The sequence below is a fragment of the Serratia sp. JSRIV006 genome (assembly GCF_019968685.1).
Lineage (GTDB): Bacteria > Pseudomonadota > Gammaproteobacteria > Enterobacterales > Enterobacteriaceae > Chania > Chania fonticola_B.
Map to the genome: position 1 here is coordinate 1,857,459 of NZ_CP074137.1, position 22,925 is coordinate 1,880,383.

Here is a 22,925-nt window from a genome sequence, read left to right on the forward strand (position 1 = left end):
CATGATGACGAAAAGCAGGTTTGGTAGGCTCCACGTACTCCTGCTTTGGCTGGGGTTGATGTTTTCCCTTGGTGCGCAGGCTGCCGACAGCGGTTGGGTGCAATACAAACAGCGTTTTCTATTAGCTGATGGGCGGATTGTCGATACCGGCAATAACAATATCAGCCATACCGAGGGGCAAGGATTCGCCATGCTGCTGGCGGTTTACAATGACGACCGCCCCGCGTTTGACAACCTCTGGCAATGGACCCGCAACACCCTGTATCGCCAGGATATCGGCCTGTTTTCCTGGCGCTATGAGCCGGGGAAAGCGGTGCCGATAGCCGATAAAAATAATGCCACCGATGGCGATATCTTAATCGCCTGGGCTTTGTTGAAGGCCGGGAAACGCTGGAATGTGCCTGCCTACTTGACCTCCTCGGCGCAGATTCAGCAAGCCCTGCTCAAACATACCGTGATCGACTATGCCGGATATCGGGTGATGTTACCTGGTGCTAACGGTTTCAGGCAAAACGGTTCGGTGATCGTTAATCCTTCCTATTTTGTCTTTCCTGCCTGGCACGCGTTTTACCAGGAAAGCCATTTGCCAGCGTGGAAAAAGCTCATCGACGATAGCATGACGATGGTCAGCAGAATGCGCTTTGGCAAACAGCATCTGCCCAGCGACTGGGTTACGCTTCAGGCCAATGGGCAAATGGCTCCTGCCAGCGACTGGGCGCCGAGATTTGGTTTTGATGCGGTGCGGGTTCCGCTCTATCTCTATTGGGACAAGGCTGACAGCCTGTCACTGAGTCCGTTTGCCAGCTTTTGGCGCGGCTTTGATCGCCGGGCGACACCAGCCTGGCTGGATGTGCTGAGCGGCCAGCGCTCCGACTATAATCAAAGTCAGGGGATGAGGGCGGTCAGGGATCTGACGGTGGGGGATCGGGGGCCGCTAAAAGATCGCCTGGCACCCGATGAGGATTACTATTCTGCCAGCCTGCACCTGCTGGCCTACTGGGCACAGCGCAGCCAACTCTAGTGTAACTTGGCGCTTTTCACCTCAGCGGCAAGCGCCTCGCCGGGCTTTATGCTATCTTACGCGCCAGAAAACCCTTTCAGAGAGCCCGTCACGGTGGAAAAAAAGAAAAGTTTCCCGCAGCAGAAAAGCGGCCTGCATCCGCGCAATCGCCATCGCTCACGCTATGATTTCCCTACCCTGATCGCCACCTGTCCGGGGTTGGAACCCTTTGTGAAGCCCAACGCCTGGGGCGATATCTCGGTGGATTTCGCCGATCCTGCCGCGGTGAAAATGCTCAACCGCGCCTTGCTGATGCACTTTTATGGCATCGAACATTGGGATATCCCGGCCGACTATCTCTGCCCGCCGATCCCGGGGCGTGCCGATTATCTGCATCACCTGGCCGATCTGCTGGCGACCAGCAACGGCGGCGAGATCCCTCGTGGCAAAGGCGTGGCGATCCTGGATATCGGCGTGGGGGCCAACTGTATTTACCCAATCATCGGACAGCGCGAATATGCCTGGCGCTTTACCGGCTCGGAGACCGATCCGGTCTCGCTGGGGGCTGCCAAGATGATCGTGGCCATGAACCCGACGTTAAAAAACACCGTGCGCCTACGCCAGCAGAAACAGCAGGACTGTATCTTCAACGGCATTATCGGCGTTGCCGAGCGCTTCGATGCTACCTTGTGTAACCCGCCGTTCCACGGTTCCGAGCAGGAAGCGCGCGCCAGTACCCGCCTCAAGTTGCATAAGTTGGGCAAAGGGGCGGTGGCAGAAAAGCCGGTGCAGAACTTCGGTGGCAAGAACAATGAGCTGTGGTGCGAAGGAGGCGAAGAGGCCTTTGTTCGCAAGATGGTTGAAGAGAGCGTCGGCAAAGCGAAGAACTGCCTGTGGTTCACCTCGCTGATCTCGAAAAACACCACGCTGCCTGCCATTTATTATGCGCTCAAGCAGGCCGGGGCCGCTGAGGTGCGCACCATCGAAATGGCACAGGGGCAGAAGATTAGCCGCTTTGTGGCCTGGACCTTCCTTGATGCCGAGCAGCAAGCCGCCTGGGCGGCAGAACGCTGGCAGTAATTGCCCGACCGTTGCCGGCGATCGAGCCGGCAACGATTATTTATTCTGTCGTTCCTTTCATTCCGTCTGGCTTGCGTTATCCTCAATACTGTTAATAAATTCCCACGCTGTTCATTAGTTAAAAAAACAATCATTACATAGCTTAATAACCGTTTTTATCCAGTTAATCTGGAGCATTGTCGTGCGCAATGTTCAGGGCGATAGCGCGCTTACAGGCGAGCAAGAAATGCAGAAAAATAGAGAGTGCTTGCCGTTAACTCCATCTGCCAGAAGGATTTACCCGATGTTTTTAAACCTCCGTCAGTCAAATAGCCCGTGGCATGCTGAATTGGCAGCCATTGAAGACGCGGTAGCGATGATCGTATTTAAACCCGACGGCACCGTAATACGTGCCAACGATCTGTTCTTGCAAACGATGGGGTTTGAGCGCCAGGAAGTGATTGGTCAGCATCATCGTATTTTCTGCGATCAACGCTATGTCGCCAGCCCGGCCTATCAGCGGCATTGGCAAAAGTTAAATAGCGGCGAAGCTATTACCGATAATATCAGGCGTATTCGCAAGGATGGTGAAGTAGTCTGGCTGCAGGGAACCTATACCCCGGTGTTAAATAAGCACGGTGAGGTGGTGGAGATCATCAAGATTGCCAGCGAGGTGACCCGCCGTATTACTCAGGCTCAGGAGCATCAGAGTCTGTTAGCGGCGTTGAATCGCTCAATGGCGATGATCACCTTCTCGCCAACCGGCATTATCCTGGATGCCAACGACAATATGCTCGATCTGATGGGCTATCGGCTGGAAGAAGCACGCGGCCAGGCGCACAGCATACTTTGTACGCCAGAGTTCGCCGACTCTGACGAGTATCATCAGCACTGGCAACGGTTGGCCCAGGGGGAGTTTTTGACCGGGCGTTTCGAACGCCTCAACCGGTGTGGAGAGCGGGTATGGCTGGAGGCCAGCTATAACCCAATCATCGACAATGAAGGGCGGGTATTAAAGGTGGTGAAAATCGCCCAGGACATTACCCGCCAGACTTTCCAACAGCAGCATGAAGAGGAAATGGTGCGAAATGTCCATCATCTCTCCATGGGGACCGATAAAACCGCTGCCCAAGGGGCGATCATTGTGCAGCAGGCGGTGCAGGGGATGCAGCAGGTGGAGATGGCCGCACGGCAGACTTCGGACGTAGTCAGCGACTTGGGGCGCTGTTCGCAACAGATTGGCAATATGGTTGAGGCGATCCGCAAAATTGCCGCCCAGACCAATCTACTGGCGATTAACGCCTCGATCGAAGCGGCGCATGCGGGCGAGCATGGGCGCGGTTTCTCCGTAGTGGCTAATGAGGTGCGTACCTTGGCCGAACAGTCCCGTAAAGCGGCCAGCGAGATTGAGCAAGTCACCAAAACCATTCAGCAAGGGGTAACGGCGGCAATCAACAAGATGGTGACCTGCGTGGAACAGGCGGGAGGGGGCGTGGCGCTAGCCAAGGATGCCGGGGAGGTAATCAATCAGGTCAATGTGGGTATGCAGGACGTGGTCAAGCTGATGCAGGCGTTTACCTCGGTCAAACAGAGCGATGTGATCCACTGAGGTTTTGAACTTGCGGTGATGGACGTTGTTATAGGGGCGACTTTTTAAATCCTAAACTTATAGTTGAGGAAATACACTCGTCAATATGTGAAGTGCCAGTGTGCGATACCGCTCCACAGATCCCTATCTGAGTACGACTAGGCATTGCTATTTGGTGGTGCCTGGTGGCTTGATTTGCTTGAATATGTCATCTATTCGCGCTCAGGGAGAGGATCTATGAATCAAGGAGTTCGGTGGCAGTCGCCTTTTAGCGACCCGTTTGGCACCGGGATGGTTTACCGCTTATTTGATGTGGGTGGTGTTCCCTATGCCGTTGGATTTGAAGAAATTCTTACGATGCATGATCTGAATAGCAAGGGTATCGATATTCTTTCTGTTTATCCGAACTTTCGCTTTTCAAGCAACGGGGTATGGGCAGTGGTATTCGACGAAATTGAACCTACCATTATGGACTTTAAGGGTTTTCAACATGTGCAGCATACGGGTTTGCTAGGCGGCAAAGTCCTACTCAACGTTGCAAGTATAATTTATGACCATTATACTCTTTGTCACGCAGGAACTTATGTCTTCTCTGCAGCCAACGATCCCCAATATCTGAGGCAAACCGATCTGGCTGACATTTATAATGGGCTTCTTGGCCTTGCTGGTAAACCCAAAAGTCGGTTATTCGGCAGGTTACAGGGATGGGAAGCTTTTAGCGACGTTGCAACAGGAGGAAGAGGTTATGTCGTTACTACTCAAAGTTACTAAACCGCACACTATCTCGGCAGAATCTCTCTCCTTTGAGATGGGCATGCGTCTCCAAGCGGCAGCGGCTCAGGGTTTGAAAGATAAGCTGGAGACTGGTGAGGTGAAGTTCATTAATGGCCGCTATGTGTTTGGCGCCGGCATGAAGGTAATTCGCCCGTCAATCTTTGGAGCCAGACCAAAGAAAACTAAATACCCAATAGCATAATAAAAAGCCCCTTGCGGGGCTTATTATTATCGCTTCAGGAAACGTGCTGCAAGAACTCGCGCAGGCGTGGGCTTGGCGGGTTGTTGATCAGGTCATGAGGGTTGCCATCTTCGGCAATCCGGCCTTTGTCGATAAAGATCAGGCGTGAGGCCACCTTTTCAGCGAAGCCGACTTCGTGAGTCACGATCACCATCGTCATGCCTTCTTCGGCCAGATCCTGCATGACCTTCAGCACTTCGTGACGCAATTCTGGATCGAGCGCCGAGGTTGGCTCATCGAACAGCATCATTTTAGGCTTCACCGCCAACGCCCGGGCAATAGCTACACGTTGTTGCTGCCCACCCGAAAGCTCGGAAGGGTAGTGGTGAGAACGCTCGGCCAACCCAACCTTGGCTAACAGCGTGTGTGCCAGCTTTTCGGCATCGGCCTTTTTCAAACCGCGTACGCGGATTGGGCCAAAGGCCACGTTTTCCAGCGCCGTCAGGTGCGGGAACAGGTAGAACTGTTGGAACACCATACCGGCTTCCTGGCGGATCAGGCGGTCGTCCACCTTCGGATCGTTCACCCTCAGGCCGTCGACCACCAGTTCACCGCTGGTGATCTCTTCCAGCTTGTTGATGCAGCGCAGCAGGGTTGATTTACCAGAGCCAGAAGGCCCGATGATCACCACCACTTCACCCTGTTTGATATGCAGATCGATATTGTGCAGCACCTGGGTCGGGCCAAAGTGCTTGGAGACGTTTCTAAATTCAATCACAGGATTTTCATCCTTCTTTCCAGACGACGCAGCACGAAGCTAAGCATCAGGGTAATAATCAGGTACACCACCGCAACGGCGCTCCAGATTTCCAGCGCGCGGAAGTTACCGGCAATAATTTCCTGCCCCTGACGGGTCAGTTCCGCTACACCGATCACGATGAACAGCGAAGTATCCTTGATGCTGATGATCCACTGGTTACCCAGTGGCGGCAGCATGCGGCGCAGTGCCAGCGGCATGATCACATAGCGGATGGTCTCGCGGCGTGACAGCCCCAGCGCCAGGCCGGCCTCTCGGAAACCGCTGTGGATCGACAATACCGCGCCACGGGTAATTTCCGCAATGTAGGCGCCCGAGTTGATCATGATGGTGACCACGGCGGCGGTGAAAGGATCGATGCGGAAATCGCTAAAGGCCATGGGCAGGGCGAAGTAGATAAACATCACCTGTACCACAATCGGCGTACCGCGGATCACTTCAATGAATACCAGTGCCACATGGTTGGCGATCCAGCCGCCATAGGTGCGGGCGAAACCGGCAACCAGGCCGATGATCAGGCCGCCAATCAGACCGAGGACCGAAATCCACAGGGTCATCTTGGCGCCTTCTAACAAAATTGGGATGGCGGGCCAAATGGCGCTCCAGTCGAATTGCATAATGTTATCTCCCGGTGATCCCAAGCAAGGGGATCAATAACAACAAAGCACAGGGGGCGGGTACACCTCCCCTGTGCTCAATTAATAACTTACTGGCTTATTAACTTCATCAGTTACTTAGGTTCGGTACCAAACCATTTTTTGTAGATTTCGTTGTAAGTCCCGTTGTCGCGCAGCGTTTTCAGTGCGGCGTTCACCTTTTCACGCAGCTCGTCGCTGCCTTTCGGGAAGGCGATGCCGTACTGCTGGGCTTCCAGGGAGTCGCCAACGGTTTTGAACTTGCCAGCCCCCGCGGTCTTGATGAAGTACAGGATGTTTGGCGTATCGTGCAGCACGGCGTCAGCACGCTTGGTGCCCAGTTCCATATAGGCGTTGTCGATGTTCGGGAACTGACGCAGATCTTTGGTTTTGATGTGCTGCTTGGCGTAATCCACCGAGCCGGTGCCGCTCTTCACTGCCACCACTTTGCCGTCCAGATCCTGGATGCCTTTCACGCTGTCATTGTTAGCGTTGACCATCACCAACAGGCCGCTTTTGTAGTAGCCATCGGAGAAGTCGATCGCTTTTTTGCGTTCGTCGGTAATGGTGATACCGGCCAGCGCCAGATCGACGTTCTTGGTCTGCAGCGCAGGAATGATGCCGCTAAAGTCCATTGGCTTCAGGGTGTAATCCAGCTTCAGCTCTTTGGCAATCGCCGCCCACAAGTCGATATCGAAACCGACGTATTGGTCACCTTGTTTGAATTCAAACGGCACGAAAGCGGTGTCCGTGGCGACAACCAGCTTGTCTGCTGCGTGAGAGCTAACGGCAAAGGCCAGGGAAAGTGCGGCCAGGGAAACTTTAAAAATAGACTTCATGAGAGGAATTCCTGTACAGGTTGCGGATTACCCATTTTTTATGTTGCATTTTGTGCTATGGAAGAATCGTGCCAAGTTTGCAATCATTATAAAAACAAGGGGTTGCGCTATGATGTTGGGTTTGGATAGCCAATTATAATTTTTACGCACCACTTTCGGGCACCAAAATGGTGCAGTGAGGCCTTGGTGGTGCAATTGAGCTATCATCAACTAAACAATAGCCGGGAAACAACCGATAATTAACAATTATCGATCAATAATGATAACTAACTCTAACTTTATAGCCATAGTCCGATGTCATTTGGTGCAAACAGGCGTGTTTTGAAGGGAAGTAGGGTTAACGCAGCTGGCTGTCTTTGCTGCCCCGGCGATTGAACAGGCTGCTGGCAGCCTGTTTTTTGTACACAGAAAACCTCCAGCTAGGCTGGAGGTTCCGTAAAGCTTTCAGCTTTGAGCCAGTTATAAAAACCCCTTTTGATTTGTTAAAACAGTTTGCGGTCTGGCAACTGCAAACGTTCAACAAGAAATCAAAAGGGGGTCCCTATGGGGGACGAAAAGAGCTTAGCGCACACGCGATGGAACTGTAAATATCACATAGTTTTTGCGCCGAAGTACCGAAGAAAGGTGTTCTACGGGGAAAAGCGCAAAGCGATAGGGAGTATCTTAAGAAAGCTGTGCGAATGGAAAAACGTGAATATTCTGGAAGCAGAATGCTGTGTGGATCACATCCATATGCTTCTGGAAATCCCGCCCAAAATGAGTGTATCGGGCTTTATGGGATACTTGAAGGGAAAGAGCAGCCTGATGCTTTATGAGCAGTTTGGCGATTTGAAGTTCAAATACCGTAACAGGGAGTTCTGGTGCCGAGGGTATTACGTTGATACGGTGGGGAAAAACACAGCCAGGATACAAGAATACATAAAGCACCAGTTGGAAGAGGATAAGATGGGTGAGCAGTTGTCGATCCCGTATCCAGGTAGCCCGTTTACGGGCCGTAAGTAACCCATAAATGCAAATGTCAGATCGCAATGCGCCTGTTAGGGCGCGGCTGGCAAGAGAGCCTTATAGGCGCATATGAAAAACCTCCGGCTATGCCGGAGGATATTTATTATCCATTTCCGCCTGGCAGTTAACGCAGTAGCGCACCCCTTGCAGCGCCAGACGTCGGGCTTCGGGGATCTCTGTGCCACATTCCTGGCAATAGTGTTCGCTTTCGCCGTGGCCGAGCGCCTGGCGAGCACGTTGTACGGCATCATCTACCGTTGAGTCGATTTGATCCTGCACCGCGCCGTCCGCTGTCCATCCGCCTGCCATGCCCACCTCACTATTGAACCTGTGAATGCTTGCAATCCTGATTAGATCATAACCAGTGTAATCCAGCCTGTTTTTTATACAACTCGGCTTGCAGATAAAAAAACAGGCTGGGGCAAGGCCCACAACCTGTTGTTTCGCGCCAGGATGGCTGGTTTTATTCGATGTTGGATTCGATAAACCACAGGAATTTGTCCAGATCGCGCGATGCGGCGGTGAACATGTCTGCGGTGTCTTCATCCGGAACTTCCGTGATGGCTTGGCGGATGTCGTTGGCGACGGCTGCATAACGATCGGCCAGCGCTTTCAGGTGATCTTGCACGCTGTGAATATTGGTCGGGTAGCTTTTCAGCGGGGTTTTGTCATTTACCACCTGTACCGTACCCAGCGCAACGCCACCGAGTTGTACGACACGTTCTGCAAAAGTATCCTGATGGTCGGTGATGGCGGTGCGGAAGCCGTCGAGCATTTCATGCACGGCAATAAAATTGGCACCACGCATGTTCCAATGCGCCTGCTTGGTGATCAACGACAGATCGATAAACTGCACAACCTGATGGTTCAGCGCCTTGATGGCGGCCTGCTTGGTTTTCTCATCCACATCATTGCGTGTGTACAACAGGTCAGAAGATTTCGTTTTCACCAGTTTAGCGGTACTCATAATAGATATCCTCTTCTTGATGGGTGTAATCCTATTTTGTTACGGGAGAAATTATAGCAGCTTAAATTTATTTTGCAGGACGAAAAGGGCGATTAAATAAATAGGTGATAACTGCTGGATATTTTCATCAGAAAGGCGTATGACATATTTGGCGATTCGTGAGATATTGATAATAAACGTTTTTTAAGCTTTTAGAGGGTAACGGTTGAGATCCCCCACTAATAATAGACACCGATTGAAGGGATATTTCAATGCGCAATTATTGCAGGGTGTTTCTGAACGTCGAAATAGGGATTATTTTCCCATTAATTCATATTGATAGCCAATTATCCTCAGGGTGTTCGCCGTAACTCTTTTTTGTACCATCACAGGTTGCAATGGATCGAGTCTCTGTTGAGTAAGGGCGCGGGTATTTTGACCGTATCGGTCTGCGTCTTGCCCTGGATAATATGCAGCGCAGCATGGCGACCTATTTCGTAATGCGGCAGTTGTACCGTCGAGAGCGGCGGTAAGAATAGCTCGCCAATGCCAACCATATTGTCGTAACCCACGACCGACACATCTTGCGGGATGCGCAGGCCCTGCGCCAGTAGCGTCTGATAGACCATAAAGGCGATACGATCGTTGCCGCAAATGACCGAGTCGAACATCGGATTACCCTGTTTGATATGTGCTAGCACAATGGCCGGGATATCAAGGTAGTGCTCATCGCCATGCTCCATATAGACATGCATGAGAGTGTCAGGGTTGATACCTGCTTGCCGGCAGGCGCGCTCCAATCCCTGACGGCGGCGCAAGGTGGCAAGATGGTGTTGTGGCAGATGCAGGCAGAGTGGTTGACGATTACCTGCTGCGAGCAGAGCCTGCACCGCCTCAAACTGGCCTTGTTCGTCGTCCGGAATATAGCTGGCTACGGGATCGTGCAAACTTTCACAGTTGGCCAGCACGCACGGGAGGGTGAGTAGTTTGGTCGGCAGCGGCACCTGACGTAGCCCCATGGTGGTGTAGATGATGCCGTCTGGCCGGTGTGAAAGCAGAAGGTCGACAATGGTATCTGGGTTATCGTCAGAGAACATATTTACCACGAAACTGTTCCAGCCATACGCCCGGGCGGTCTCTTCGATAGACAGAGTGATTTCCACCGAGAATGGCGTGGTCACAGTATCGAGGGCCAGCACCCCGATAGTATTCGGCGTGGCATGGGCGCCGCGTATTTTTTTCGCTGACAGGTCCGGAACGTAATTGGTCTCCTTGATGGCGACCTGCACGCGTGCCAGGGTCTCAGGCTTTAGCCTTTCTGGGCTATTGAGCGCGCGCGAAACCGTCATGAGCGACACATTGGCCAGTTTCGCCACATCCTTAAGAGAAGCCATATCTATTACTCCCGTCATTACCTTCAGGCAACAGGCTATACGACGACGTTGCTGATGTAAAAGGTTCAGCGGCTATTCTGTCGTAGAAATTAAAAGAACCGTAGCGAGTGATTTTTGATCATGATCTCATTTTTTTGATGTTAACGTTAACTTTTGTGATTAACATCATGAATCTCAGCAAAACGACAAGCGGTTTTTTACTTGTTAACGTTACCATGCGAGCATTATTCCAATACGAGAATGCCATAATGAAAGCGCATCACTCTCATAGCTACCCACTACTCAGTGCATTACTGTTTTTCTTTTTCGTGTCCTGGTCCTCAACTGGCTCTTTGCTCTCGATCTGGTTGCACCAGGAAGTGGGGCTGAAAGCGGGGGATACCGGTATTATCTACGCGGTGTTGTCCGTCTCCGCGCTATTGGCGCAAATCTGCTACGGCTTTATCCAGGATAAACTCGGCCTGCGTAAAAACCTGCTCTGGACCCTTACCGGGTTGTTAATCCTTTCCGGACCAGCCTATTTATTGTTTAGTTATCTGTTACAAATCAATATATTGCTCGGAAGTCTCTTCGGTGGGATTTATATCGGCATAACCTTTAACGGCGGTATCGGCGTGCTGGAATCGTATACCGAACGCGTGGCGCGCCAGAGCCAGTTCGAATTCGGTAAGGCGCGGATGTGGGGATCGCTGGGCTGGGCGGTAGCGACCTTCTTCGCAGGACTTCTGTTTAACATCAACCCGAAACTAAACTTCGCAGTCTCCAGCTGTGCCGGACTGGTGTTCTTTATCCTGCTTGCGCGGTTGCGGGTGTCTTCTGCACCGCACGCGATGCAGGAGGCGGTGTCCGGTGGCAAAGTGAAGCTGGATGACGTGCTGCGTCTGCTGACGCTACCCCGCTTCTGGGCGCTGGTGTTTTTCGTCATCGGTACCTGTATTTACGGCGTTTACGATCAGCAGTTCCCGGTTTACTTCTCTTCACAATTCGCCACGTTGCAGGAAGGCAACGCCATGTACGGTTACCTCAACTCGTTCCAGGTATTCCTCGAAGCCGCCGGGATGTTCTGCGCCCCGTGGTTGGTTAACCGCATCGGTGCGAAAAATGGCCTGATTTTCGCCGGGATGGTGATGGCGTTGCGTATGGTTGCCTCCGGGCTGGTAGAAGGGCCGCTGCTGATTTCCATCACTAAACTGTTGCACGCGGTAGAACTGCCGATTCTGCTGGTCGCTATCTTTAAATACAACAGTTTGAATTTCGACAAACGCCTGTCTGCCACTCTCTATTTGGTGGGGTTCGCCTGCACCAGCTCGGTTATCGCCTCGGTACTGTCGCCGCTGGCAGGCTATAGCTACGAAAAATACGGCTTTGCCCAGTCCTATCTGATTATGGGACTACTGGTGTTCTGCACCACCTTTATCTCCATCTTCCTGTTGCGCTCCAGTAAGTTATCTTCAGATCCTCTGATGTCGCAACCTTCCGCTATATGATTGAAAAGAGTAAAGACTATGACGTATTCAATATCCAAGGCTGAACAGGAACTGCAGGCTAAACGTGAAACGCTGAACTTGCGTTGGTATCCGCGCTACCACCTTGCCGCGCGCGCGGGCTGGATTAACGATCCTAACGGTCTGGTCTGGTTTGACGGTTGGTATCACGCTTTTTACCAGCATCATCCGTATTCCACGCAGTGGGGGCCGATGCACTGGGGCCATGCGCGCAGTAAAGATCTGGTTCATTGGGAGCACCTGCCGGTCGCGTTGGCTCCGGAAGGCCCGGAAGATAAAGACGGCTGCTTCTCTGGCTCGGCGGTTGTTGATGGCGATACTCTGGCGTTGATTTATACCGGGCATAAATTCCATGGCGACACCAGCGATGAGGCTAACCTTTATCAGGTGCAGTGTCTTGCGACTAGCCGCGACGGGGTCTGTTTTGAGCGTCAGGGGATCGTGGTAGATACTCCGCCGGGTCTGCACCATTTCCGCGATCCGAAGGTGTGGCGTGAAGGGGATAGCTGGTACATGATAGTCGGTGCTCGCGATGGCGAGACCGGCCAGGTGCGCCTGTACCGTTCGGAGGACCTGCATCAGTGGCATGATGCAGGTGTCCTTGATGAGGCGGAAAAAGAGATGGGCTATATGTGGGAGTGCCCAGATTTCTTCACCCTCGGGGATAAACGCATCCTGATGTTTTCTCCTCAGGGGATGGCGGCTGAAGGTTTCAACAACCGTAATCTGTTCCAGAGCGGCTATCTGCTCGGTGAATGGCAGCCGGGGCAGCCGTTTGTTCGCAAAAGCGAGTTTATTGAACTCGACCACGGCCACGATTTTTATGCACCGCAAAGCTTCCTGACTCCCGATGGCCGCCGCATCGTTATCGGCTGGCTGGATATGTGGGAATCGCCGTTGCCCGAACAGCAAGATGGCTGGGCGGGAATGCTCTCTCTTCCGCGAGAACTGAGCCTCGGCGCAGATAACCGTCTGCAAATGCGTCCGGCCAAAGAGGTAGAAGGTCTGCGCGGCGCATGGTTCCCATGGCCAGTGAGTACGTTGAAAAATCAGCAGACCACGATGGTAGAAAACTGCGAAGCGATGGAGGTGATCCTAAACTGGGATTGTGCTAACAGCAGCGCAGAACAGTATGGCATCAGCTTCGGCGAGGGGCTGCGCGTTTATGTTGATGCGCAGATGCAGCGTCTGGTTCTGGAGCGCCGTTATCCGCAGTATGGCCTTTGCGGGGTACGAAGCGTACCGTTGACAGCCGGAGCATCGCTGAAACTGCGGTTGTTTTTTGATAGCTCCTCCGTGGAAGTTTTTGTTAATGATGGTGAGGCGTGCCTTAGTAGTCGTATTTACCCGGATGCTGCACGCCGTGAACTAATGTTATTTTCCTGGAGCGGTTCGGCCTCCCTATCCGAGGCAGGGGCCTGGCAGCTCGAATAATCTATTTTTATATGCAAGGGATGTGGTAAATAAAGTATTGCGCATGCGGGTACCGCATCCCGAACGATTTAAAGCATAGATTTAAATGTGTTAACAACCCGTTTGTCATAGCGGGTGGATAATTATTGTCTTCATCATCGAGTTTCACCCATAAATATAAATTAAATAATAATGGATTAACGATGAAAAATAATGATGGTTTACAGGTAAAAAAAGTCCGGGTCGGATGTTTGCTCACGTTTTTAGCAAGCGCTTGCGCGAACGCTCAAGCACCTCTATCTATCGAGGAGCGATTGGCGCACTTGGAACAGCGACTGAAAGAGACCGAGCAGCGGGCCGTCCGTGCGGAGACGGAGATTCGTGCGCTGAAACGGCAGGACAAACCGGTAACGGTGGCCAGCGCGACGCCGACCGAACCGGCATTACGGCTTAATGACTATGGCGAATTAAAATTCTATGGTGACGTTGAGTTTAATATGGATGGCGCTAGCCGTACCGGCAGCCTGACCTCGTTGAAAACCAGCGCTAATAAAAACTGGGCGCCGGGCGATAAAGAACGCTGGGATATTAACGGGCGTATATTGCTTGGCTTTGATGGATTACGTAAAGGATCGAATGGGAAATATGCCGGTTTCAGCGTACAGCCGCTGGCGGATATGAATGGCAAAATGAATCTTGATGATGCGGCATTTTTCTTCGGCCAGCAAGATGACTGGAAGATTAAAATGGGTCGTTTTGAGGCCTTTGATATGTTTCCGCTTAATCAGGATACCTTTATTGAATATTCTGGTAATACGGCCAATGACCTGTATTCCGACGGCTACGGTTACATTTACATGATGAAAGAGGGGCGCGGGCGCAGCAGCAGCGGCGGCAACTTCCTGCTCAGTAAAACACTTGATAACTGGTATTTTGAAGTGAATACGCTGGTGGAGGACGGCAGTTCGCTGTTTGTCGACCAGAACTATCACGGCAACGCGCTGGATAGCCGTAAAAACGTGGTTTACGTGCGCCCTGTTGCCGCGTGGCAATCCGGCGAGTGGTCGGTGGCTGCAGCGCTGGAGAGCAACCTCGTTAATAATGCCTACGGCTATCAGAATCAGCAGGGCCTTTGGGTCGACCAGTCCAGGCGTACCGGCTACGGTATGACCATGAGCTGGAATACGCTGAAAACCGATACGCAGAACGGGGCGGTGGTGAACCTGAGCACCGCATATCTTGATGCGACGGATGAAAAGAACTTCAGCGCCGGTATCAATGCGCTATGGCATCGCGTTGAGCTGGGCTATATCTACGCGCATAACAAAATCGACCGTTTCAATATGAACAGTGTGAATGCTGACTGTGACAGCGATTGCGCGATCCTGGCACCAGGAAACTACGATATCCACACCATTCATACTTCCTGGCAACTGCCGAATATCATGGATATGCCAAACTTTAATACCTACCTAGGGGCTTATGCTTCCTGGCTGGATGCTTCGACGATAAATCCAGGTGACACCGATATGCGCTATGGCATGAGGGTGCGCTTCAAATATTTATTCTAAAATTGGGTGGTTAAGGAAACACTATGAAACTGTGGACAATTGGTGATGCGGTAATCGACTTATTACCTCAGCCAGATAGGCAATATAAAGCTTGTGCTGGTGGTGCGCCGTTAAATGTTGCTGTGGGGGCAGCTCGTTTGGGATGTGATTGTGGTTTTATTGGCAGAGTCGGTGATGACCCATTTGGCCACTTTCTCCAGCAAACTCTCTATTCAGAGGGAGTCGCAACGCAGTATATACAATTTGATGAGCACTATCATACCAGTACCGTGCTGGTAGCGCTGGGGGATGATGGCGATCGCAGTTTTACATTTCTGGTAAATCCTTCTGCCGACCAGTTTTTATCCTCTAAAAATCTACCCGATTTTGAGGATGATATATTGCACTTTTGTTCGTTGGCTCTGGTTGCCAAGCAGAGCCGGGAGACCTTGGTCAAGGCGATGAGCTTAATAAAGCAACGCGGTGGCATGTTGAGCTTTGATGTCAACCTGCGGGAGACAATGTGGGAAAACCCACAGGAGATGCTGGCAACGGTAACGCAATTTGCTAATCAGTCCGATATTTTAAAACTTTCAGAAGAAGAATTATACTGGATAACCGGTACTACTCATGATGAAAAAGCGTTGGAAATACTAAAGAGATTTCCTTCTAGCCTCAAAATTGTCACCTGTGGTATCCAAGGGGCTATTGTCTTATGGCAAGACTTGGTCATACACGTAGACTCGTACAAGGTGAACAGTTTAGATACGACGGGGGCAGGAGATGCCTTTATCGCTGGGCTATTGGCAAATATCTCTCTTGGAAATGGTTTGCTTGATTTTGAACAATTAAAATTAGCCCTGACGCAAGCCAGCGCCTGTGGCGCGCTGGCGACGACACAAAAAGGAGCTTTATCAGCATTACCCGATGCGGAGGGGGTTAAACGTTTTATTGGATCTGAGCATAGACTGACATTTAAGGTTAATTCTATAAACCTTCTTGAGTGAAATGCAGCAGACCTATTGTAATATAAGATGTCTATAAGTCAGTTAAAATGGATATCGTCGGAAAGCATGAAAATTAACGTGGTGGGCACCAGCGGCAGCGGTAAAAGCACCGTTGCCCGCCAATTGGCGCAAAAGCTGGCCGTACCTTATATCGAGATGGATAAGCTTTACTGGCGGCCAAACTGGCAAGGTGCCTCGGATGACGAGTTTTTGCATCTGGTCGAACAGGCGTTGGTATCAGCCCCTGCGGGGTGGGTGTTGGATGGCAACTATACCCGGACCAAAGCCGTGAAATGGCGGGACGTTGATTGGGTTGTCTGGGTTGACTACGGACTCTGTCGCACGCTGTGGCAGGCGGTTCGCCGCGCAGCGGTGCGGGCTTGGCACCAGACTGAGCTATGGCCCGATACTGGCAATTGCGAGAGCTTTCGCCGGTCTTTCTTTAGCCGTGAGTCGATCATCCTGTGGACCCTCAAAACCTACCGCAAGAATCGTATAAAGTATCTGGCAGAGCAGCAGGATGCCGCCAATCGCCATATTCGTTTTATCCAACTGCGCTCTCCGGCGGAAACCGCGGCTTTTCTGGCTAGCCTCTGCTAGGGAGCTTTATTCGATTCAGCTTTTTATGTTCACTAGGTATGGAACTCTGTCTAAGCTGAACTTGCTTCAGCTATAAACATGATCTTTATCTGATTAATTTGTTAGATATGATTCAGTATTCATAATTTTTCCCGCTATAAGTCACGCAAATTTTGTTTTTTCCATGCTCATTGTAGAAAAAGTGACCCTCATCGCATTTTAAAATGGGCTAAGAACTTAGTTTGTGATGGTTTTGCTAAAACCATTCAGCTAACCAGGAAGGAACAATAAATGAACAAGCTTACTGTACTTTCGCTCGCTATCTCCTTGATTTCTGGCTATGCCGGTGCTCAAACTATCGTATTGACCGACAGTGAGAACGGTATTGAACTTGGCAATTGGCGGATTGACAGCTCACAGCTGAAAATTCCCGCACCGCGTTTCAGCCTGCAACAGCAAGTCTTGCACGGTGGCAAGCAAGAGGGATCGAAAGTCCTTACCCTGACGAGTGAGGGGTTGACCATCACTCTTAGCCCAACGCGCGGTATGGATATTCTGCATGTCAACGGTTCCGGCGTAAGGCTGGGGTGGGATTCGCCGGTGACCGAAGTGGTCAATCCGGCTTATATCAACCTAGAGAGTCGCAACGGGCTGGGTTGGCTTGACGGCTTTAACGAAATGATGGTGCGCTGCGGCTACGAATGGACCGGGCATCCGGGCGTAGAGAACGGCACACTGTATACGTTACATGGCCGTGCAGGAAATACTCCGGCTTCCAAGGTGGTGGTGGATATTGCTGAAAAAGCGCCGTATGAAATCCGTATCCGCGGCCTGCTGAAAGAGAATACCTTTAAGAAAAGTAATCTGGAAACCTGGACTGAGCTGCGTTACGTTCCCGGCACGCAGCAGTTTACGGTTCACGATCGTCTAACCAATCATGCTGATTATCCGCGTGACTATCAGATTATTTATCACAGTAACTTCGGTAAGCCGCTGCTGGAAGAGGGAGCCGTGTTCAGTGCGGCAATCAAGGAGATTTCGCCGTTTAATGATTATGCCAAGGGCGGTTTGAAAGACTGGCATACTTACCAGGGGCCTACCAAAGGCTTCGATGAGATGGTGTTCAACATCGTGCCTTACAGTGATCCGCAAGGAAAAACCCTGGCGATGATGAACAACAAGAAAGGGGATCGGGGAGTGGCAATTGGTTTTGATACCCGCCAGTTACCGGTTTTGACGTTGTGGAAAAACACGGATACTGAACGTCAGGGCTATGTTACCGGGATCGAGCCAGGGACCAGCTATGCGTACCCGGTAAAAATCGAACGTGAGCAGGGGCGAATCAAACAGTTACAGCCCGGAAAGAGTACCGATTTCGAGCTGACTTACACTTTGCTGAAAAATGCTGAACAAGTAAAAGAGTACCAAAACAAGATAAAAACGCTGCAAGGTGACCGTGCCGTTAAACTGGTCGATACTCCAATTGCGGTGGAATAGCGTCTGGTGAGGGGGAAGCCGGTCAAGCGACCGGCTCTTTGGCGTCAAAGCAGCAGTTCGTAGTGGACTTTCACCACCACTTTCTTGATGTTTTTTGATCCAGCTATCTGGCATCCGGGCTTGTGTGGCTCCAATGGGAAAAAGATCACGTACATGCCCGGCGTAAGATTCAGGGTTTGCGCGCCGCGTTTGATATCCAGCCATTGCAGATCTTTGCTTTCATCGTAAGGATCGTTGCTTTCCCAACTGTCTGGCAGGCCAAAATCGATCCGCTCTTCGCCGCCGATCAGGATCTGGATATCCAGATACTCCTGGTGAAGCTCGGCGCGTTTGCTTTCTGCTGGCTCCGTCATTAGCTCCATCACGTTCATAAACACCCGATCACCATCGATCTCGTGCCGGCCCAACGGCAGGTTAGGCAAATCATACTGACGTACGGTATTGAGGATATTGGCTAAAGCGGGTGAGAGACCACGCCCGAAGCGGGGGTTGTACAAACTGCCATAGATCATCCTGATGCTCCCTAATAAATAAAAGACTTGCTGAGAGTATGTCTATTATTGTTCAGGAAAAAAGTTAACTGGCTTGCAATCATACAACCTTTTGAGCGAGGCGCCGGAGGCTTGCTGCCAGGCGCCAGCGGGCTCACGAGAGGCTTTCAACTTTTGGCTTGGGTTTGATGGTTAGCGTGGCCCCCATCGAGGCGGTAATGATGGCGGCCAATGCCAACCATTGCGTTTGGTTTAGGTGTTCGTTGAGGAAGATCATGCCGGAAAGGGCGGCCATTGCCGGTTCCAGACTCATCAGGGTGCCAAAGGTACGGGCGGGGATCTTGGGTAACGCGATAATTTCCAACGAGTAAGGCAACGCGGTAGACAGCACCGCGACGGCCAACGCTACCGGTAGAATATCCACGTTCAACAGCGCACTGCCGGTTTGCCAGGCACCGATCGGGCAGAATACGATGGCGGCGATCAATGACCCCACGGCTACGGTGCCCGGTCCGTGATCTCCCCCGGCCTTCTGGCCGAAAATAATGTATATCGCCCAGCAGGCACCGGCACCCAACGCACAGGCTGCCCCCACGGGATCGATACTGCCCATATCGTGGCCAAGCGGCAGCAGAAACCACAATCCGGCAATCGCCAGCGCCACCCAGATAAAATCGATCGGGCGGCGGGAAGAGAACATTGCCACCGCCAGCGGACCGGTAAACTCCAGCGCCACCGCAATGCCCAGTGGCACCGTGCGTAATGAAAGATAAAACAGGTAGTTCATCGCTCCCAGTGACAGACCATAGATCAGCAATGGCAACCGGCTACCGGCGGCGAAACGCATGCGCCACGGACGGAAAATGATAAACAGGATCAGCGTACCGATGCTCAGGCGTAGGGTGGTGATGCCTTCGGCACCCACCAGCGGGAACAGGCTTTTGGCTAATGAAGCCCCGCTCTGGATCGAGATCATTGCAATGATCAGTAAACACACGGGCACCAGCGTGGAAGACGCTTTAGTGGTTACAGACGAAGACATCCTTTCTGGCCTTATGGAGCTCCCCAACGTCTGGGAAGGTATTGAGTACAGGTGTTGCACAGTGTAAAGGAATTGGCAGCAAGGTGTTGGCGAAAAACGGGGGGCCGAGTTGAATCTGTCAAAAATATGCGCCAACTTGGTTCAAGCAAGCAATAAGTGCGCTTTTTTTAAGAGTATTCTGGAACTCAGATAGGTGATTCGCGTCACAAAAAGGAGTATAATTCGCGAAAAATGTAGGGAAATTAGCATGCTATAGTGTTCTTGAAATCTTCTGTTACACGATACAAAGATTTAGACACTCATTTAAAGGCAGAGTTTCACGCTAATTTTTGCTATATTTTCAATGTATGAGAAATTGAAGCACTTTAATAATAAAACGCGTTTGAGGTGGTTATGAAAAAAATTGCATGTCTTTCCGCAGTAGCAGCTTGTGTATTGGCCGTAACAGCAGGTACCGCATTTGCTGGTGAGAGCACCGTGTCCGCTGGCTATGCCCAGGGCGATCTCCAAGGCGTTGCCAACAAGGCCGACGGTTTCAACCTGAAGTACCGTTACGAGTACGACAACAGCCCACTGGGTGTGATCGGTTCTTTCACCCATCTGGAAAAGAACGGTTCTGAAGACGGCTTCTACAACAAAGCACAATACAACTCCATCACTGCCGGCCCGGCTTATCGTTTCAACGATTGGGCGAGCATCTACGGTGTGATCGGTGTGGGCTATGGTAAATTCACTTCCAACGCTCAAAACGGTACTGACAACAACAACACCAGCGACTACGGCTTCACCTACGGTGCTGGTCTGCAGTTCAACCCAATGCAACAGGTTGCTCTGGACGTGGGTTACGAGCAGAGCCGTATCCGCAGCGTTGACGTTGGCACCTGGAACGTGGGCGTAGGTTACCGCTTCTAAGATTTCCCCATGCTTTCGGGCATGAGCGCGTGGCCTTGCTGGCCATGCTCAATGAAAATCCGCCTCTTAGGGGCGGATTTTTTTTGCCAGTAACAGATTGAAACTGCAGACAAACGTGTTAATCCATCGATTTATTTGGCTTGCCCAATACCGTGGTCGGTTGCAATGAAAAACGCGCCGTACGGGGATCGCGCTCATATCCCTGCGGCTCGGTCAGCAGCCCATAGAGCTCTGGCCGACGGCCGTGGATCCAACGCCGCCCGCTGCTCATGGGGATTAAGCTCAGATCCAGATCGGCGGTGACCATGGCGTCCTGCGCCGCCCAGGTCTCTGACAGGATACGGCCATAAGGGTCCAGCAGCATCGCATTGCCGGTACGCACTTCATCATCGTCTCGCCCTACGCCGTTGCTGAACAAAATAAACAGGCCATTATCATGGGCGCGAGAAGGTAGCCAGCGCAGTAGCCAACCGCGGCCAGTTTCGCCGCGAAAAGCCTCTTCGATAGCCGTCGGATTTTCTTTACGTTGCTGCCATAGAGCCAGCGGTATCGGCTTCATTCCGTGCGGGCTGCGTGAATTTGTCCCCCCGGTTTGGTGAGGCGCGAACAGAATATCGGCACCCAGCAACGTGGTGGCACGGGCGTTCTCCACCAGGTTGTTGTCCCAGCAGATCAGGATCCCCATGCGTACCCCCCAAGGGGTGTCAAACACGGTATAACTATCGCCTTTAGCGATTAGCGGGTGTTCAAAAGGATGGAGCTTGCGGTGCACATGGGTTTGGCCATCCGGCAGGCAAACCGCATAAGCGTTGTACAGCTGGCCGTCTTCACCCTGCTCAATCAATCCAACGCCGATGGCCATCTGGTACCGTTCTGCCAGTGGGCGGATGCGCGCCAACGAAGGACTGGTGGCGATAGGTTCAGCTAAAGCGGTGATTTCGCTGTCGGCCAGATGGCGTACGTGCCAGTAGCCGGTAATGCACATTTCCGGGAAGGCGAGGACCTGCACGTTATCGGCGGCGGCCTGGGCGATAAAGTCTTCCATAACGCCGAGATTGTAGTTCTTGTCGTTGGCGCGGTGTTGAAATTGTACCGACGCAGCACGAAGGGTCGTGGTCATAGCAAGCTCCTGTGGGGTTTTTTGTCTGTTAATTACAGCAGCCGTATCGATTACTGTATAATCAATTAAAATCCTCTTTTGATAACCTAATGGAATGGATAATCGTCAACTACGTGCCTTTGTTGCCTTGGCCGAACTGGGGCGCTATCACCTGGCTGCTGAGCGGCTCTGCATCACCCAGCCCGCGTTGAGCAAGCAAATTCAAGCCATCGAACTGCAGTTGGGCACCCGCCTGTTTGAACGGGGCCGGCAAGGTGCACAACTGACTGCCAACGGTACAGCTCTCCTCCCCAGAGCGCGGGAATTATTGACCCATTACCAGCAGTTTCATCTTTATGCGTTGCAGGTAGTGAAGGGGGAAACCGGGCGTCTGGCCTTAGGCTTTGGGCTTTCCAGTTTTCATCTGGCCCCGCAACGGGTGGCAGCTTTTCGCCAGCGCTTTCCTACGGTGGTGGTGGGCCTGGAGGATCTTCCTTCGGAACGGCAATACCAATTGTTGCTAAGTGGCGATCTACAGGCTGGCTTTGTGCGTTTGCCCGTTGTTGCTCCTCTGCAGGCACTGCCTTTGCTGAGCGATCGGCTGGTGCTGGCCGCACCGCGAACGATGGCGTTGCAGGAGGAGAACCTGTTGGCGGATTTCCACCGTTTGCCTCTGTTGCAGTTGGAACCTTCGCGTGGCCGAGGGTTGAGTGAGCAAGCGCTGCGTTTTATTGCCGCTCAGGGGCTGCGGGCAAACGTGGTGCAGCAGGCAGAGGACATCCAAACCTTGCTGGCGCTGGTGGCGGCGGGGATAGGCGTGGCGCTGTTGCCACATAGCATTGCGTTTATTGCCCCGGCTGGGGTCGACATTCTGCCGTTGAGCGGCGAGCAGACGCAGTGGCAGGTTGGGCTGGCGTGGAACCCGCAGCGGCCTGATGCGCTACGGGATAATTTTATCCAGGATATCTTGGACTCAGAGCGGTCGGTATAACACCACCGTTGGCAGTTGGTGGTATTCGCTGCGGTGGCTTGCCACAAAGCCGACTTTTTTCGCCAGGCCAAGCGAAGGGCGGTTATCCGGCGAGATGATACAAACGACTTTGTCCTGTGAGAAATTCTCTTTGGCCCAGACCAGCGCGGCGTTCAAGGCTTCGGTAGCATAGCCTTTACCGTGTGCAGCCGTGATCAGCGTCCAGCCCATTTCGGGGACATCGAGTGCGGGTTGAATATCTCGGTGAAAATCGGCGAAGCCAATGCCGCCAATATACCTGCCGCTGTTTTTCTCCCGCACCGCCCAGTAGCCGTAACCCAGCAATTTCCAGTGGCCGATATAGCGTAACAGGCGGCCCCAGCTGTCCTCCTTGTCGCGTGGCGTACTGCCGATATAGCGCACCACCGCAGGATCGGCCCACATGGCGGCTAAATCGTCAAAATCTTCCAGCCGGTGGGCATCCAGGATCAGACGTTCGGTGATCAAGGTGGGGGCAACGGTGTGAATGGTCATGGCTCGCTTCCTGAACAAGAGAAAAGGCGCTGCCGGAGCAACGCCTCAAGATACTCACCACTGTAGCCGAACTGCTTTGGCTCTAGCA

24 protein-coding genes are annotated in these 22,925 nt (G+C 52.2%); 14 read left to right on the forward strand and 10 right to left on the reverse strand.

The genetic code is table 11. The features are described from left to right. The first annotated feature begins 1 nt into the window (after position 1). The 5 genes from KGP16_RS08635 (at position 2) to KGP16_RS08655 (ending at position 4,623) form a co-directional block, all read left to right on the forward strand. Positions 2 to 1,021, forward strand: coding sequence for a glycosyl hydrolase family 8 (locus KGP16_RS08635; RefSeq protein WP_371822688.1), 1,020 nt, complete (start codon positions 2 to 4; stop codon positions 1,019 to 1,021). A 93-nt stretch (positions 1,022 to 1,114) separates the two neighbouring features. Then, the gene (gene rlmF, locus KGP16_RS08640; RefSeq protein ID WP_223501159.1) at positions 1,115 to 2,080 is read left to right on the forward strand and encodes a 23S rRNA (adenine(1618)-N(6))-methyltransferase RlmF; all 966 of its coding nucleotides are present in this window, start codon (positions 1,115 to 1,117) and stop codon (positions 2,078 to 2,080) included. A 283-nt stretch (positions 2,081 to 2,363) separates the two neighbouring features. Next, complete coding sequence (locus KGP16_RS08645; protein ID WP_223501160.1) at positions 2,364 to 3,668, forward strand: PAS domain-containing methyl-accepting chemotaxis protein; 1,305 nt, start codon at positions 2,364 to 2,366, stop codon at positions 3,666 to 3,668. A 216-nt stretch (positions 3,669 to 3,884) separates the two neighbouring features. Continuing rightward, complete coding sequence (locus tag KGP16_RS08650) at positions 3,885 to 4,418, forward strand: hypothetical protein (protein ID WP_094982952.1); 534 nt, start codon at positions 3,885 to 3,887, stop codon at positions 4,416 to 4,418. Then, on the forward strand, positions 4,393 to 4,623 hold the full coding sequence (locus KGP16_RS08655) for a hypothetical protein (protein ID WP_021805130.1): 231 nt from the start codon (positions 4,393 to 4,395) through the stop codon (positions 4,621 to 4,623). The genes KGP16_RS08650 and KGP16_RS08655 overlap by 26 nt, the downstream gene beginning before the upstream one ends. A gap of 34 nt (positions 4,624 to 4,657) precedes the next feature. On the opposite strand, the gene glnQ is transcribed toward KGP16_RS08655, so the two are convergent. From glnQ to glnH, 3 genes are all read right to left on the reverse strand, one after another. Next, the gene (gene glnQ / locus KGP16_RS08660) at positions 4,658 to 5,380 is read right to left on the reverse strand and encodes a glutamine ABC transporter ATP-binding protein GlnQ (RefSeq protein WP_021180508.1); all 723 of its coding nucleotides are present in this window, start codon (positions 5,378 to 5,380) and stop codon (positions 4,658 to 4,660) included. After that, positions 5,377 to 6,036, reverse strand: a complete 660-nt coding sequence (glnP, locus tag KGP16_RS08665) for a glutamine ABC transporter permease GlnP (protein ID WP_021805129.1) — start codon at positions 6,034 to 6,036, stop codon at positions 5,377 to 5,379. Before glnP ends, glnQ begins: the two co-directional genes overlap by 4 nt. A 113-nt stretch (positions 6,037 to 6,149) precedes the next feature. After that, the gene (gene glnH / locus KGP16_RS08670; RefSeq protein WP_021805128.1) at positions 6,150 to 6,893 is read right to left on the reverse strand and encodes a glutamine ABC transporter substrate-binding protein GlnH; all 744 of its coding nucleotides are present in this window, start codon (positions 6,891 to 6,893) and stop codon (positions 6,150 to 6,152) included. 543 nt (positions 6,894 to 7,436) lie between these two features. Between glnH and tnpA the strand changes: the two genes are divergently transcribed. Further along, entirely contained in the window at positions 7,437 to 7,895 is a 459-nt protein-coding gene (tnpA, locus tag KGP16_RS08675; protein WP_032908551.1) for an IS200/IS605-like element IS1541C family transposase, read from the forward strand. 87 nt (positions 7,896 to 7,982) lie between these two features. Here tnpA and KGP16_RS08680 read toward each other — a convergent pair whose 3' ends face one another. The 3 genes from KGP16_RS08680 to KGP16_RS08690 form a co-directional block, all read right to left on the reverse strand. Further along, positions 7,983 to 8,207 (reverse strand): DksA/TraR family C4-type zinc finger protein, encoded by a 225-nt coding sequence (locus tag KGP16_RS08680; RefSeq protein ID WP_223501161.1) that lies wholly within the window; start codon positions 8,205 to 8,207, stop codon positions 7,983 to 7,985. Between the two features lie 154 nt (positions 8,208 to 8,361). Next, positions 8,362 to 8,865: a DNA starvation/stationary phase protection protein Dps gene (dps, locus tag KGP16_RS08685; protein ID WP_021180512.1), complete on the reverse strand. Its 504-nt coding sequence runs from the start codon at positions 8,863 to 8,865 to the stop codon at positions 8,362 to 8,364. 365 nt (positions 8,866 to 9,230) lie between these two features. Beyond that, on the reverse strand, positions 9,231 to 10,238 hold the full coding sequence (locus KGP16_RS08690) for a LacI family DNA-binding transcriptional regulator (protein WP_209555298.1): 1,008 nt from the start codon (positions 10,236 to 10,238) through the stop codon (positions 9,231 to 9,233). Between the two features lie 245 nt (positions 10,239 to 10,483). Here KGP16_RS08690 and KGP16_RS08695 point away from each other — a divergent pair, with 245 nt between their 5' ends. The 6 genes from KGP16_RS08695 to KGP16_RS08720 all read left to right on the forward strand — a co-directional run bounded on the left by KGP16_RS08695 (position 10,484) and on the right by KGP16_RS08720 (position 17,789). Continuing rightward, positions 10,484 to 11,725: an MFS transporter gene (locus KGP16_RS08695; RefSeq protein ID WP_037375204.1), complete on the forward strand. Its 1,242-nt coding sequence runs from the start codon at positions 10,484 to 10,486 to the stop codon at positions 11,723 to 11,725. 18 nt (positions 11,726 to 11,743) lie between these two features. Then, entirely contained in the window at positions 11,744 to 13,177 is a 1,434-nt protein-coding gene (locus KGP16_RS08700; RefSeq protein ID WP_223501162.1) for a glycoside hydrolase family 32 protein, read from the forward strand. Positions 13,178 to 13,359: 182 nt separating this feature from the next. Next, positions 13,360 to 14,727 (forward strand): carbohydrate porin, encoded by a 1,368-nt coding sequence (locus KGP16_RS08705; protein ID WP_059200268.1) that lies wholly within the window; start codon positions 13,360 to 13,362, stop codon positions 14,725 to 14,727. A 23-nt stretch (positions 14,728 to 14,750) separates the two neighbouring features. Further along, positions 14,751 to 15,713, forward strand: a complete 963-nt coding sequence (locus KGP16_RS08710) for an aminoimidazole riboside kinase (RefSeq protein ID WP_115159212.1) — start codon at positions 14,751 to 14,753, stop codon at positions 15,711 to 15,713. 66 nt (positions 15,714 to 15,779) lie between these two features. Further along, positions 15,780 to 16,313 (forward strand): AAA family ATPase, encoded by a 534-nt coding sequence (locus KGP16_RS08715; protein ID WP_094982948.1) that lies wholly within the window; start codon positions 15,780 to 15,782, stop codon positions 16,311 to 16,313. Between the two features lie 270 nt (positions 16,314 to 16,583). Beyond that, complete coding sequence (locus tag KGP16_RS08720; protein ID WP_218519630.1) at positions 16,584 to 17,789, forward strand: aldose 1-epimerase family protein; 1,206 nt, start codon at positions 16,584 to 16,586, stop codon at positions 17,787 to 17,789. A 44-nt stretch (positions 17,790 to 17,833) separates the two neighbouring features. Here the strand turns inward: KGP16_RS08720 and nanQ are convergent, their stop codons facing one another. Both nanQ and rhtA read right to left on the reverse strand, forming a co-directional pair. Then, positions 17,834 to 18,301 (reverse strand): N-acetylneuraminate anomerase, encoded by a 468-nt coding sequence (gene nanQ, locus KGP16_RS08725; RefSeq protein WP_021805120.1) that lies wholly within the window; start codon positions 18,299 to 18,301, stop codon positions 17,834 to 17,836. A gap of 133 nt (positions 18,302 to 18,434) precedes the next feature. Next, positions 18,435 to 19,322 (reverse strand): threonine/homoserine exporter RhtA, encoded by an 888-nt coding sequence (gene rhtA / locus KGP16_RS08730; protein WP_059200273.1) that lies wholly within the window; start codon positions 19,320 to 19,322, stop codon positions 18,435 to 18,437. 393 nt (positions 19,323 to 19,715) lie between these two features. Between rhtA and ompX the strand changes: the two genes are divergently transcribed. After that, entirely contained in the window at positions 19,716 to 20,234 is a 519-nt protein-coding gene (gene ompX / locus KGP16_RS08735; RefSeq protein ID WP_021180522.1) for an outer membrane protein OmpX, read from the forward strand. A gap of 118 nt (positions 20,235 to 20,352) precedes the next feature. Here ompX and KGP16_RS08740 read toward each other — a convergent pair whose 3' ends face one another. Then, entirely contained in the window at positions 20,353 to 21,354 is a 1,002-nt protein-coding gene (locus KGP16_RS08740; protein ID WP_021180523.1) for a nitrilase family protein, read from the reverse strand. A 94-nt stretch (positions 21,355 to 21,448) separates the two neighbouring features. On the opposite strand from KGP16_RS08740, the gene KGP16_RS08745 reads away from it, so the two are divergent. Then, positions 21,449 to 22,324, forward strand: coding sequence for a LysR family transcriptional regulator (locus KGP16_RS08745; protein ID WP_223501164.1), 876 nt, complete (start codon positions 21,449 to 21,451; stop codon positions 22,322 to 22,324). On the opposite strand, the gene KGP16_RS08750 is transcribed toward KGP16_RS08745, so the two are convergent. Next, the gene (locus KGP16_RS08750) at positions 22,307 to 22,837 is read right to left on the reverse strand and encodes a GNAT family N-acetyltransferase (RefSeq protein WP_021805116.1); all 531 of its coding nucleotides are present in this window, start codon (positions 22,835 to 22,837) and stop codon (positions 22,307 to 22,309) included. The two genes, KGP16_RS08745 and KGP16_RS08750, sit on opposite strands and share 18 nt — an antisense overlap. Positions 22,838 to 22,925: the final 88 nt, after the last annotated feature.